Consider the following 11,506-nt stretch of genomic DNA (forward strand, 5'->3'; position numbering starts at 1 on the left):
GATGCGAATTTCCTCTCTGATCGGATTTGCGACGCTCGGCATCGCCGGGCTCGGCGGCATCGACGCGCAGGCGTCGAAACCGGCCCCCCACCCCACCATCCGCGCCATGGCCGGGGCCACGCCGGTGTCGGCACTGCAGGCCGGCAAGACCGCCCTGCTCGTCATCGATTTCCAGAACGAGTACTTCCCCGGCGGACGCATGCCGATCGCCGATGCCGATTCGGCACTGCGGCAGACGCGTCGCCTGATCGATCTGGCCGATCGCCACCGCATCCGCGTGATCCACGTGCAGCACGTCCTGCCGGCGGGCGCGCCCCTGTTCGCCAAAGGCGGAAACACGGTGAAGTTCGTCGATGCGATGCAGCCGCGCAAGGGCGAACTGGTGGTGCAGAAGGATGCGGTCAGCGTGTTCGCCGGTACTTCCGCCGCCACGATCGAGCAGGCCTTGAAACAGGCCGGTACCGACACCCTGATCATCGCCGGTCTGCAAACGCACGCCTGCGTCGCCGGCGCCGCCCGCGATGCCGCCGCCCGCGGTTACCGGGTCATCGTGTCCTCCGATGCCACCGCCACCCGCGACCTCGACCTGCGCGACGGCAGCAAGATCGACAACGCCCAGTTGCACGCATCGGCCCTGGCCGAGATCGAGGACACCTTCGGCGACGTGCTGAGCACCGAGCAGATTCTCTCGTTGCCGGTGCGCTGATACCCTTCGCCGGAATGCTGTCGACCGGAGTCGAGTGATGGATCAGTTGTCGGCCATGCGCGCCTACCGGAGCATCATCGAATCCGGCAGTTTCACCCAGGCGGCCGAGCGCCTGGGCACCACCCACACCTCGGTCTCGCGCCAGTTGGGCCAGTTGGAAACCCAGCTCGGCGTGCGCCTGTTGAACCGCAACAGCCGCCATCTGACCGCCACCGAGGCCGGTGCCCAGTACTACCGCGACTGCGTCGACATCCTCGACCGGGTCGACGCAGCCCGGCAGCGATTGAACACCGACCCCGAGCTGCCGTCCGGCGTGCTGCGGCTCAGCCTGCCCCACGCCATCGGCGCGCTCGAGCTGGGGCAGTGGCTGCCCGGCTTCATGCAGCGCCATCCCAAGATCGACCTCGACCTGTCCTGCGACGACCGCATGGTCGACCTGGTCAAGGGCGGCTTCGACATGGCCATCCGCATCTCCGGGCCGTTGGCCGACAGCAGCCTGGTCGCGCGCGAACTCGCGGTGTCCGAGCGGGTGCTCGTGGCCACGCCCCAATATGTGGCGCATCGCGGCTTGCCGCGTAGCATCGACGACCTCCAGCAGCATTCGTTGTTGGCTTATGCCGCCGATGGCCCTGCTCTGCAGCTGACCTCAAACAGCGGCGAAGAAGCCGAGGTCAAGTTAGGCAGCCGGCTGCGCCTGGACTCGATCCTCGCCCTGCATGCGGCGGTCGTGGCCGGCCAGGGCATCGCCGCCCTCACCTTCCTCACCGTCCGCGACGACCTCGCCGCCGGCCGTCTGCTGTGCGTATTGCCGCAGCATCACGCCGGCCACCGCCACTACTTCGCGCTTTACCCTCATGCGCGCCAACTGACGCCGAAAGTCCGCGCGTTCACCGAGTACATGCGGGCGCACTACGCTATGGCCCGGCAGAACAGGATCGAGTAACCTCGCACCCTGGGCGGAACTTCCGCTGTCAGGCGCGACCGTCGGCGAGCGACGGAGTTCCGGCAGCGAGCTCCCATGACGTACCAGCCCCAATACCCCGCAGAACTGCAGCCGTTCGCATCCAGGCTGATGCACGAGCTGGAGCATCAAGCCCACCCGACCATCGCCGGCCCCGACCTGCTGATACGCGGCGAGCGCCTGTCCCTGCCCTGCCGACTCTACTGCGCACCTGGCCGCCTGCGATCGATCGTCGACCGCGAGACCGGCGATGCGCGCTTGCTCGCTCAGTGCCTGGGCACCCGCCATTGCGACGGACATGTTCGCGAAAAGTACCTGCGCGACGTGCTCGGCGTCGATCGCACCTGGGTCGCGCCGTTCGTCGTCCAGTTGCTGGGCGAATACGTCATCGAAATCGTCGACGCCATCGCGACATCGCTCAATGAGGCCGTTCCCGCCCATCTGCAGGCGTTTGCGGGCGAGAACCCGGGATTCATGGCGACCACGCGGCGCAGGGTGATCAGTTACTGGGACTGCTATCACCGTCGTCGCTACCCCAGCCTTCGCGATTACCCCGGCATGGTCGCACTCGAAACAATCGACGCAGCGAGATAGCCGGGCGAGCCGCCGGCGTTCGCCGGGACGCCTGCCGTGCCGGCATTCTTAACATCGCTGGCGTAAGCTTCGCAATGCGTCCTCTACCCGTATCGGAGACCGTTATGGACAGGCAGCACGACCCGATCACCCGAGCCGAATTCGAATCGCGCATCAGCGCGCTCGAAGGGCAATGCGAGGTGTACCTGCGGTACATCAAGGCATTGTTGACCGTCCTTCCGGCAGAGCAGTACGAGCTCGACGTCATTGCAACCGCGGTGAGGGAGATCAGTGTGTCCGCGGAAGAACATCCGGAACCGCTTCGAACTGCGATACAAACCGCGAACCAACGGGTGAACGCGTTAGAGCTGCCCCGGCGCCGCTCCGGAAGCGCCGGCGGCATTGCGCGTTAGTTTCGTCAGGGCCCTGCCCGGCCTAATCGGAAAAAAGCCGTCGGGTTCACCCGAACCCGGCGCGCGATGCAGGGCCAAGCACCCTCATTCTTCGCCGAAAACTTTGGCCGGCAAGTGCATGCCCGGTGTCCAACCGCTCTGCGCCAGGAAGGCTTTCGGGTCGTCCATCTCGATGATGTGTTTGAGCGCGGCCTTGCGATCCTTCGAGCCCAGGTAGTAAGCCTTGACGATCCGGTAGCCGACCCAGTAACCCAGGTCATAGGGTTCGTCCGGGCCGCGGTAATTGGAGAACCAGGCCGACGAGTCGGTGCCGTCCATAGCGCGCACGAAAGCGGACTCGATCTCGGCCTCCCTGCCGCGCGTCCACTCGGCGTGGCGCCCGTTGCCGACGTTGCCGGAGGTCAACTCGGCGACGAACTCGGCCACGCCCTCGGCCAGGGCGACGCGCAGCACGGTGGCGTTCGGGTCGCCGTCTGCGAATTCGGTCGGCGCCGTTTGCTGGATGTGAGCGTACTCGTGGGCGATGACGTGGACGAAACGGTCTTCCGCGTCCGGGTTCATGAAGTCCGCCGAGCACAGGGCTTCCAGGCCGATAGTGAGCCCGTTCGGATCGCCCATGCCGACCGGCCGCCCGCGGCCGACCACGATGGCCACCGGCGGAAACCGCGCCCCCGGGTACACGTCCGCGAGCTTGTCCAACGCCGAAGCGACCCGCCGCTTCACCGCAGGCAGTTTGATCAGGCACTCCTTCGCCTTCGCGTACACGGCCGCGTCCTTGCCCAGCCGGTCGGCGATGCTCTGCGCCGTCACCCGCCTGGCCTTGGCGAACTCGCCCAGGCTGCGCGTGCCCTTGGCCAGGTAATCCTTGTCGATCTGCTCCACCGTCGGACGGCCGCCGGTGGCGTCGTACAAGGCATAGAAGCGCGTCACGTCTTCGATCAGGATTTTGGGTTCCGGCCTGGGCGCCGCCTGCGCGAAGGCGGAGGCGGCGAACACGGACAGAAAAACGGCGGAGCGCGGGAACTTGGGCACGGTCTCGATCCTGGAAGGCCTGCGCAGCCGGACATCGGTGACTTCGGATCGCTTGCTTCCGAAGGCCTGTCCGCTGCTGAGTGGGACGAACCGACGCGCCCGAAGCTTGTCGGGGCGCGTCGACGCGTACATCACCTCATACCCGGGCACCGTTCAAAAGTGACGACAGTCATCCCCACCTTTTGCACCACGATGGCTTGAATCCGCCTGCTCCATGAACTAACGGATGTCCTCCCAAACCGGCACCGAACAGGCATCGGGTCCGGGCTCGGCCTGCGCAGGCCGCTGCGCCACCATCCAGCCCCGGAACACGCCTGCGATCTCGACGCGCTTGGCGACGATGCACTCGCCTTCGGGTGGCGCCGGATGCGTCTCGGCAGCGAGAAAGAGCGGCCCCGAGGCATCGAAAGGCGAATGCAGCCGCTCCACGCTTCGAGTCTTGACGTTGTAGTAGCAATCCTGGCGTTTCCCGCTGATATCGACGGTCCTCATCCCGACCCCGTCCAGATGCGCGTGCGACATGCTCTCGATCATCGGCATGAACTTCTCCGATGCGTGCGCATCCAGACAGGCCTTGACCGCGGCCGCCCCGGCCTTTCCGCCAAGCATTTCCTCGATCTTGCCGACACGCTCATCGGTCTCGGCATTGGTCTTGGTCTCGGTCTTGGTCTCGGCCTTGGTCGCAGGCAGCTCGGCCGCGTTCGCGGCGAGTGCCCACACCGCCATGGCCACGGCCGCTGCAGTTCTTTTCAGGTCATGCATTCGATATTCCCGTCCCGCTCAATGGAGAAACAAGGCGTCCAGGGCCGCGCGGCAGCCTGTGCGCGGCACGCGATTACTCCTGCGCCAGCTTCGTCAACAAACGACGCCCCTGCCCCAGCAATTGCGGTTCGTCATCGGCGAACGCATCCACGCCGAGCCCGGCCGTGTCGTCGCCCTGGTGCCAGGGAGCCTGCTGATGAGGCCCCGGAACATAGACCTCCCATTGACCGTATTTCGGCAGCGTCTGGCCGGACACCTGATACGTAACCGGGACCCGAGCGGTCCACGAACCCGCTTCGCCGTCCTGGTTCGGCACCACGAACCTCCAGTGCCTGGCGCCGCGTACCGCCGACCGCGCGAACTCCTCGCGGAGCTTGTCCATCTTTTTCTCGTCGGCGACCACGCTCAGGTTGACCTGCTCGGCGAACACTTCTTGCGCCTCGCCGGCCTTGCCGATCCGAACCAACAGATACACCGTGCCCGAGGCGTTCGTACCGGCCAACGCGCTGGGATAAACGATCGAGTGAGCCGAGCCGCGTTTCAGGGCGGCGCCCGGAGCGGAATCGGCGAAATTCGCACTGCGCATCGTCAACGCGTAATTGCCATCGGCCAATTTGCGGCCGACGACGCGGACCGACATATTCAACGCCGCCGGCGACTTCTCGCCGGCCGCGGCCGGCTCGAACCGCCAGTGCGGCACCGTGTGCTGCACCAGCTCGACCACGCCTTTCGGCAACTCGCCTGGTTTATCCAAGTCGAGGCCGGCGATGGCACCATCGGCCTCGACCCGAACCTTGCCGGTGACGACCATGCTCATCTCCGAGCGCGCCCGCACCTCGGCGAGTTCGTTTTTCCCTGCGACCGCACTGCTGCCGAAGGCGAACAGGACCGCCGCTGCAACGGCTGCAAATTTCATTCGATAACTCCTCGGCACTCCGTGATCGATGCCTGCGACACTGCGCATCGACAGACCCGGCACGGCCGAGCCCATCCTGAGGTTACGAATGCAGAGGTGAATCGGCTGCAACACAATCACACTTGTGTGGAGGGCCCGGAATCGAGCGCGAGTAGTGCCCGCTTTCCGGAACTACACAGCGCGATGTATTCGGAGAATCAGCCAGCCGCCCGCACCGGCGCTAAAATAATCCATCGCCCGAACCAGGAATGAGGCACCGCATGGACCGTACAACGCCCCCTGTCCCGCCGCGCCTGCGCGACATGCTCGCGGACTATCCCGAGCTGATAGAAGCACTCGCCGGCGCGCTCAACGCTGCCGCGACCAATCCGCGCGGCAACCCGCCGTACGAAATGGCGGTGTGGGCGCTGGAAGATATGCTCAGCCACTTCGTCAGCGATGCCCGCGACGAGTTCGAGGCCGCCGAGGCTGGCGGCGATCCGCAAGCGATCCAGCGCGCCGACGACAAGTTGAACCTGATGTTCCGCGCCCGTTCGCCTAGCCTTGGCTTGGGCGATCTCGATGCAGTGAGGGCGCATTTCGATAGCGAGCGGAAGCCACCGGGAACGTCGGCAGGCTGACTTACGCAAGCGACTCCGTATAGGTACGCCCGCCTTAATCCGAATGCTTGCCACAGACCCGACGCAGAGCCATGACCAAGACGACCATCAGGCAGGACTGGCTAGAGTGCCTCGACTTATGCGCCGCGTCCGGCCGCATGGAGGACTATCCCCGTAATCTTCGCCTGCCCAAGTACGCACCGTCAGAAGCGACCCTGGCCGGAAGAAAGTTCGCGAGCATCTATAGAAACGACTACGGCTTCCTCGTCGAGCGTCTTGCCGGAAGCAGCGATTTCGAAAAGCTCTGCGCCTTCGAGTGTCTCGAATACATGTGCTGGGACTTCGATATCGGTTCGGTTCCGCAGGAACTCTTCGACATTTCCGAGCCGCTTCCACCCATCATCTTTGAGGAACTGGCAGGCGACAGAAATGCCGAGGGCTTCTCAGGGGCCACTATCGGGGATTGGTTTCGCCATGTGTTCCAGAAGCTGCTCCGTTGATGGCAGCATCGTTCTCGCCGCGGCGGGCCTGTCCACGCCCGCACCCACCTTACAAGCACGATTCAACGCTCCGACGTCTTCGACCGGCAACAGACGTAGCCCGCTACTAGTCGACTGCATCCTGATCAAGCTGCTTTCGCTTTTGCTCCACCAGCAGGAATTCTGGGCCACAAGCGGAGCCGCAGGAGATAGATATCGCCTTACCACTTGAGTCGCAGTAGATCAGCCAATTCCCTGCCGAATCGAAGCTCTTAGGTGACCCACTATTGCCGGACCGTATTGAAACTACTCCCCAAGGTACTCAAGCATGAGGTCGCGGGAGACGAGTTCCTCAACAAGTCTGCCGGACAGCACCGCACGGAGGCCCGCGGAGTTAGGAGCCTCTTCAAACGCCTCGGTCAGGTTAGCAGAGAGCGCGGATAGCTCTCCCACGGTAATCGAGCGCGGAGGCGCCAGCGCATAACACTCGACGCGCCGAACGAGGCGAATCGCCTGAAGAAAGGTCGTGCGCTCAAGTCCTCTCCAATGCAGCTCATGAAACCGGCCGTTTGCATCCACTAACCAAGACAAGCCGGCTTGGCCGCGGCGACCGACATTGATACGCAGTGTCTTGGCAGAAAAATCAATTCTCCCGATGCGGTCGAACCAATTCTCGGGAGCGATGATGAGGCGGCCATGGCTACAAATGATCAGTGGATACATCTCAACCCCGAGACAGTGCGTGTAGCGGGCCAAACCCCTGATAGACGGGCCGCGACCCGGTTGCGCTTCCGATGATAGCGAATTGGCGCGCCAGAGCGTCCCCAAAAACGGCCCGCCTGGGATGGCGGAGAGAGTGGGATTCGAACCCACGGAAGGTTTAACCCTTCGGCGGTTTTCAAGACCGCTGCCTTAAACCACTCGGCCATCTCTCCGTTGAGGTCTTACGGCGACGGTCCTTCGACCCGTCGCGGGCGGTTCCTTGCGAACCGCCCTGGGCGCCCGGTCTTGCACCGGGCGCGGGGCATTCTCTCATGCCGCCGGCGGTTACGTCGCCGGCCTCGCACTGGCGACTCTCAACCCGCCGGCGCGGAAATCTTCACCGGCTTGTCGTGCTTCTTGTCGTGGCGGGCGATGCTGTCGGGGCACGGGATGCCCTTGATGTCGCTGCACTGCAGGCGCGCGGACTCGACCAGGGACGGGGCCTTCTCAGCCAGGAAGTCGATGAACACCCGCACCGCCGGCAGCAGGCCGCGGCGGGAGGCGAACACGGCGTGGAAGATGCCCTGCGGCAGGCGCCAGTTCGGCAGCACCACTTCCAGGTCGCCGCGGCGCACGGCTTCGGCGCAGACGGTCTCGGGCAGCAGGGTGATGCCGACGCCCTGCTCGGCCAGCGCCATCAGCATGGGAAAGTCGAAGCCCATCACCCGCGGCTTGAGTTCGACCCGGCGCACTTCGCCGTCGGGGCCGTGCAGTTCCCAGCGCTGGCGGGCGTCGTCTTCGCTGATGCTCAGGGTGACGTGGTCGGACAGTTCGTCGGGATTACTCGGGCGGCCCATGCGGGTCAGGTACTTCGGGCTGGCGACCAGCAGCTCCTGAATCTGGCCGAAGCTGCGCATGACCAGGCTGCCGTCGTCGTCGAGCTTGGAACGCACGCGCAGGGCTACGTCGACGCCTTCGTTGATGATGTCGACGCGGCGGTTGCTGACGTTCAACTGCACCCGCACCTGCGGGTATTTGGCGAGGAATTCGGGCAGCAGCTTGGGGATCTGCTGCTGGGCCAGGCCGACCGGCACGCTGACCCGGATCACCCCGCGCGGCTCGGCGCTGAGGCGATCGACGACTTCGCGCGCGGCCTGGGCCTCGGCCAGCATCGATTGGGCGTGGCGGTAGACGCTGTTGCCGACTTCGGTGACGGCGAAGCGGCGCGTGGAACGCTGCAGCAGGCGCACGCCCAGGTCGGTCTCGAGCTGGCTGATGCGGCGGCTGAGGCGCGACTTCGGAATGCCCAGCGCGCGTTCGGCGGCGGCGAACCCGGCGTGGTCGACGACCATCGCGAAGTAATACAGGTCGTTCAAATCGTGCATGACGATAGTTCCAATATTAGAACAATAAGTGACATTGAAGCATCTTTATCCCACCGAAGCAACGATACAGACTTTGCTCCAACGCGGCGACGCCCGCTTTACCGGCTCCGACCGAGCCACCGAGGTCCACCATGAAGCTGTTGCATATCGATTCGAGCGCCCTGGGCGCCAATTCCGTGACCCGTGAGCTTAGCGCGGCGGTGGCGGCGCGTTGGCAGGACGAGGTGCCGGGCCTGACGATCGACTACCGCGACCTGGATGCCGACCCGATTCCGCATCTTACCGGCCGTTCGCTGGCCAAGGCCGATCCGGCCGAAGCCGAGGAGTCAGAGCGCATCCTGCAACAATTCCTGGCGGCCGACGTGATTGTCCTTGGCGCTCCGATGTACAACTTCGGCATTCCTTCGACCCTGAAGGCCTGGGTCGACCGCATCGCGGTGGCCGGCAAGACCTTCCGCTACACCGAGAAGGGACCGGAGGGTCTGGCGACCGGCAAGCGCGCGATCGTGGCCAGCGGCCGCGGCGGTATCCACACCGATTTGCCGAGCGATTTCCAAGAGACCTACCTGCGTCACGTACTCGCATTCATCGGCGTGACGAATGTCGAGTTCGTGCGGGCCGAAGGTGTGGCTTACTCGCCTCAGCATCGTGCCGACGCGCTCGCTGCGGCGCACGCATCGATTCCATTGCCGTTGCGTCGGGCCGCGTAAGTCTTCGCGATCGAGTCTGCCCCGCCCAACCGTGTAGCTCCAAGTCCGACGCTTCCTCCCCCCGCGTCGGAATTAGCCGGGTCCTGACAGGCCCGGCTTTTTTCTTGCGCGATCGAAACGCAAGCAGCCCGGAAAGATCAGGGCGCGACGGGAGTCGTCGCGACGCCGCCACGCGCCCGCGCTACCAGCCACCAGCTCAGGCAATGACTGACGCCCAAGCCGACCAGACCACCGACAGGCAAAGCGATGAACATCGTCAGCCACGGCAGGCCCTCGAAGTCGCCGGTGAGGTAGGACGGGACGTACATGGTCGCCCACAGCGCGCCCAGGCCGGCCGCGCTGCCGACGATCACCCCGACCGCGGCACGTGCGGCCACGCCCCAGCCGGACAGCGGCGCGGGGCGTTTGCGGTTGCGGCCTATCAACATCGCGTACTGCAGGGCGAAGAAGCCGATGAGGGTCGGCCCGACCATCGTCGCGACGCTCAGGTAGTAGTCGAGTGCTTCCGTGTCGAGGGTCATACGCGTGCCTTCCATGCGGCGCGAGGGCCGATCAGCTGAGGACTTCGACGCCGCCCATGTAGCGGCGCAGCGCCTCGGGCACGGTGATCGAGCCGTCGGCGTTCTGGTAGTTCTCCATTACCGCGATCATGGCGCGGCCGACGGCGACGCCGGAGCCGTTGAGGGTGTGCGCGAGTTCGGGCTTGCCGGTGGCCGGGTTGCGCCAGCGCGCCTGCATTCGGCGGGCCTGGAAGGCTTCGCAGTTCGAGCAGGAGGAAATCTCGCGGTAGGTGTTCTGGCTCGGCAGCCAGACTTCCAGGTCGTAGGTCTTGGTCGCGGCAAAGCCCATGTCGCCGGTGCACAGCAGCATGCGCTTGTACGGCAGGCCGAGGCTTTCGAGCACGACTTCGGCGCAACGGGTCATGCGCTCGTGTTCGTCGTAACTCTCGTCCGGGCGCACGATGCTGACCAGCTCGACCTTCTCGAACTGGTGCTGGCGGATCATGCCGCGGGTGTCGCGGCCGTGGCTGCCGGCTTCGGCGCGGAAACACATCGAATGCGCGGTCATGCGCAGCGGCATCGCCGCGTCTTCGACGATCTCATCGCGGACGATGTTGGTCAGCGGCACTTCCGAGGTCGGGATCAGATAGCGCTTGCTGGCCGCCTCGCCTTCGCCGACCACGGTCGCGAACAGGTCGTCCTCGAACTTGGGCAACTGGCCGGTGCCGCGCATCGAGTCGGCGTTGACCAACAGCGGCACGCTGGTTTCCTGGTAGCCGTGCTGCTCGGTGTGCAGGTCGATCATGAACTGGGCCAGGGCGCGGTGCAGACGCGCCAGGCCGCCGCGCAGCACGGTGAAGCGCGCGCCCGACAGCTTGGCCGCGGTGTCGCCGTCGAGCCAGCCGTTGCGCGCGCCGAGTTCGACGTGGTCCTTGACCTCGAAATCGAACGTGCGCGGAGTGCCCCAGCGGTGGGTCTCGACGTTGTCGGTCTCGTCCTTGCCGGCCGGCACCGAGGCGTGCGGCAGGTTGGGGATGCCGAGCGCGATCGCTTCGATCTCGGCCTTGATCGTTTCCAGGCGCGCTTCGCTGGCCTTGAGCTCGTCGCCGAACGCGGCGACCTCGGCCATCAGCGGCGCGACGTCCTCGCCCTTGGCCTTGGCCTGGCCGATCGCCTTGGAGCGCGTGTTGCGCAGGTTCTGCAACTCCTGGGTGCGCACCTGGATCTGCTTGCGCTCGCTTTCCAGCGATTCCAGCGCGGCCGGGTCGAGGGCGTAGCCGCGCGTTTCGCGCAGGCGTGCGGCGAGTTCGGCGGGCTGTTGGCGCAGCAGGGTCGGATCGAGCATGGCGTAGCCGGTCGCAGTGGCAAGAAGAACCGCAGATTATCGCGTCACTCGGGGCTTTTCGCGAACCTTGCACTTGCCGGAGCCGGCGGATCGGGGTCCGAATCGCGGGCGATCGCGGGCCACGGACGACGCTTTCGGGCATTTCGTTGCAGAATGCGGCCCAACGCACATTCGGACCGCCCATGTCGACCACGCCCCCCGCTCCGTCGCGCCGCTCCTTCGATTTCGCCGCCTGGCGTCCTTCCGGCAAGGCCTGGCTGCTGGTCTTGGCGGCTTTCGCCATCGGCCTGGGGCTGTTCGCGTGGGTGTGGTCGAGCAACCGCAACCGCAGCGACGATTTCTATCGCGCCGACGGCGCGCTGCCGGCCGGTACGACGCCGCAATACGCGCCCTTGCCGACGCCGGCCGGGGCCGGCGGCGACG

Annotated in this window: 14 protein-coding genes and 1 tRNA gene; 7 read left to right on the plus strand and 8 right to left on the minus strand. The window is 65.4% G+C overall.

Annotated elements, in window-relative coordinates; genetic code table 11:
• The first annotated feature begins 1 nt into the window (after window position 1).
• The 4 genes from GLA29479_RS21070 (at window position 2) to GLA29479_RS21085 (ending at window position 2,653) form a co-directional block, all read left to right on the plus strand.
• Window positions 2-706, plus strand: a complete 705-nt coding sequence (locus GLA29479_RS21070) for a cysteine hydrolase family protein (protein WP_057972754.1) — start codon at window positions 2-4, stop codon at window positions 704-706.
• A gap of 37 nt (window positions 707-743) precedes the next feature.
• Window positions 744-1,649: a LysR family transcriptional regulator gene (locus GLA29479_RS21075; RefSeq protein WP_057972755.1), complete on the plus strand. Its 906-nt coding sequence runs from the start codon at window positions 744-746 to the stop codon at window positions 1,647-1,649.
• Window positions 1,650-1,724: 75 nt separating this feature from the next.
• Window positions 1,725-2,261 carry a hypothetical protein gene (locus GLA29479_RS21080; RefSeq protein WP_144436670.1) on the plus strand — a complete coding sequence of 179 codons (537 nt, stop codon included), beginning with the start codon at window positions 1,725-1,727 and terminating at the stop codon, window positions 2,259-2,261.
• A gap of 104 nt (window positions 2,262-2,365) precedes the next feature.
• Window positions 2,366-2,653 carry a hypothetical protein gene (locus GLA29479_RS21085; RefSeq protein ID WP_057972757.1) on the plus strand — a complete coding sequence of 96 codons (288 nt, stop codon included), beginning with the start codon at window positions 2,366-2,368 and terminating at the stop codon, window positions 2,651-2,653.
• 84 nt (window positions 2,654-2,737) lie between these two features.
• Here the strand turns inward: GLA29479_RS21085 and GLA29479_RS21090 are convergent, their stop codons facing one another.
• The 3 genes from GLA29479_RS21090 to GLA29479_RS21100 all read right to left on the minus strand — a co-directional run bounded on the left by GLA29479_RS21090 (window position 2,738) and on the right by GLA29479_RS21100 (window position 5,363).
• Window positions 2,738-3,685 (minus strand): DUF2268 domain-containing putative Zn-dependent protease, encoded by a 948-nt coding sequence (locus GLA29479_RS21090; RefSeq protein WP_057972758.1) that lies wholly within the window; start codon window positions 3,683-3,685, stop codon window positions 2,738-2,740.
• Window positions 3,686-3,904: 219 nt separating this feature from the next.
• Window positions 3,905-4,447, minus strand: coding sequence for a hypothetical protein (locus GLA29479_RS21095; protein WP_144436671.1), 543 nt, complete (start codon window positions 4,445-4,447; stop codon window positions 3,905-3,907).
• Between the two features lie 73 nt (window positions 4,448-4,520).
• Window positions 4,521-5,363, minus strand: a complete 843-nt coding sequence (locus tag GLA29479_RS21100; protein WP_057972760.1) for an energy transducer TonB — start codon at window positions 5,361-5,363, stop codon at window positions 4,521-4,523.
• Window positions 5,364-5,623: 260 nt separating this feature from the next.
• On the opposite strand from GLA29479_RS21100, the gene GLA29479_RS21105 reads away from it, so the two are divergent.
• Both GLA29479_RS21105 and GLA29479_RS21110 read left to right on the plus strand, forming a co-directional pair.
• Window positions 5,624-5,983 carry a hypothetical protein gene (locus GLA29479_RS21105; RefSeq protein WP_248842772.1) on the plus strand — a complete coding sequence of 120 codons (360 nt, stop codon included), beginning with the start codon at window positions 5,624-5,626 and terminating at the stop codon, window positions 5,981-5,983.
• Window positions 5,984-6,054: 71 nt separating this feature from the next.
• Window positions 6,055-6,462: a hypothetical protein gene (locus GLA29479_RS21110; protein ID WP_057972762.1), complete on the plus strand. Its 408-nt coding sequence runs from the start codon at window positions 6,055-6,057 to the stop codon at window positions 6,460-6,462.
• Window positions 6,463-6,747: 285 nt separating this feature from the next.
• Here GLA29479_RS21110 and GLA29479_RS21115 read toward each other — a convergent pair whose 3' ends face one another.
• From GLA29479_RS21115 to GLA29479_RS21125, 3 genes are all read right to left on the minus strand, one after another.
• Window positions 6,748-7,164, minus strand: coding sequence for a hypothetical protein (locus GLA29479_RS21115; protein ID WP_144436672.1), 417 nt, complete (start codon window positions 7,162-7,164; stop codon window positions 6,748-6,750).
• A 122-nt stretch (window positions 7,165-7,286) separates the two neighbouring features.
• Window positions 7,287-7,376, minus strand: a tRNA-Ser gene (locus GLA29479_RS21120).
• A 141-nt stretch (window positions 7,377-7,517) separates the two neighbouring features.
• The gene (locus tag GLA29479_RS21125; RefSeq protein WP_144436673.1) at window positions 7,518-8,543 is read right to left on the minus strand and encodes a LysR family transcriptional regulator; all 1,026 of its coding nucleotides are present in this window, start codon (window positions 8,541-8,543) and stop codon (window positions 7,518-7,520) included.
• 116 nt (window positions 8,544-8,659) lie between these two features.
• Between GLA29479_RS21125 and GLA29479_RS21130 the strand changes: the two genes are divergently transcribed.
• A complete protein-coding gene (locus GLA29479_RS21130; RefSeq protein ID WP_057972764.1) occupies window positions 8,660-9,238 on the plus strand; it encodes an FMN-dependent NADH-azoreductase in 579 nt (192 codons plus the stop codon).
• A 137-nt stretch (window positions 9,239-9,375) separates the two neighbouring features.
• Here the strand turns inward: GLA29479_RS21130 and GLA29479_RS21135 are convergent, their stop codons facing one another.
• Window positions 9,376-9,759, minus strand: a complete 384-nt coding sequence (locus tag GLA29479_RS21135) for a hypothetical protein (RefSeq protein ID WP_144436674.1) — start codon at window positions 9,757-9,759, stop codon at window positions 9,376-9,378.
• Window positions 9,760-9,790: 31 nt separating this feature from the next.
• Window positions 9,791-11,083, minus strand: a complete 1,293-nt coding sequence (gene serS, locus GLA29479_RS21140) for a serine--tRNA ligase (protein ID WP_057972766.1) — start codon at window positions 11,081-11,083, stop codon at window positions 9,791-9,793.
• Window positions 11,084-11,506 lie beyond the last annotated feature (423 nt).

The organism is Lysobacter antibioticus, assembly GCF_001442535.1.
GTDB classification, from domain to species: Bacteria; Pseudomonadota; Gammaproteobacteria; order Xanthomonadales; family Xanthomonadaceae; genus Lysobacter; species Lysobacter antibioticus.

Excerpts from the sequence above, each read along its gene's own strand:
- GLA29479_RS21095 (WP_144436671.1), bottom strand. The coding sequence starts at position 4,447 with ATGCATGACCTGAAAAGAACTGCAGCGGCCGTGGCCATGGCGGTGTGG.
- GLA29479_RS21070 (WP_057972754.1), top strand. The coding sequence starts at position 2 with ATGCGAATTTCCTCTCTGATCGGATTTGCGACGCTCGGCATCGCCGGG.
- GLA29479_RS21115 (WP_144436672.1), bottom strand. The coding sequence starts at position 7,164 with ATGTATCCACTGATCATTTGTAGCCATGGCCGCCTCATCATCGCTCCC.
- GLA29479_RS21100 (WP_057972760.1), bottom strand. The coding sequence starts at position 5,363 with ATGAAATTTGCAGCCGTTGCAGCGGCGGTCCTGTTCGCCTTCGGCAGC.
- GLA29479_RS21105 (WP_248842772.1), top strand. The coding sequence starts at position 5,624 with ATGGACCGTACAACGCCCCCTGTCCCGCCGCGCCTGCGCGACATGCTC.
- GLA29479_RS21075 (WP_057972755.1), top strand. The coding sequence starts at position 744 with ATGGATCAGTTGTCGGCCATGCGCGCCTACCGGAGCATCATCGAATCC.
- serS (WP_057972766.1), bottom strand. The coding sequence starts at position 11,083 with ATGCTCGATCCGACCCTGCTGCGCCAACAGCCCGCCGAACTCGCCGCA.
- GLA29479_RS21085 (WP_057972757.1), top strand. The coding sequence starts at position 2,366 with ATGGACAGGCAGCACGACCCGATCACCCGAGCCGAATTCGAATCGCGC.
- GLA29479_RS21130 (WP_057972764.1), top strand. The coding sequence starts at position 8,660 with ATGAAGCTGTTGCATATCGATTCGAGCGCCCTGGGCGCCAATTCCGTG.
- GLA29479_RS21080 (WP_144436670.1), top strand. The coding sequence starts at position 1,725 with ATGACGTACCAGCCCCAATACCCCGCAGAACTGCAGCCGTTCGCATCC.
- GLA29479_RS21110 (WP_057972762.1), top strand. The coding sequence starts at position 6,055 with ATGACCAAGACGACCATCAGGCAGGACTGGCTAGAGTGCCTCGACTTA.
- GLA29479_RS21135 (WP_144436674.1), bottom strand. The coding sequence starts at position 9,759 with ATGACCCTCGACACGGAAGCACTCGACTACTACCTGAGCGTCGCGACG.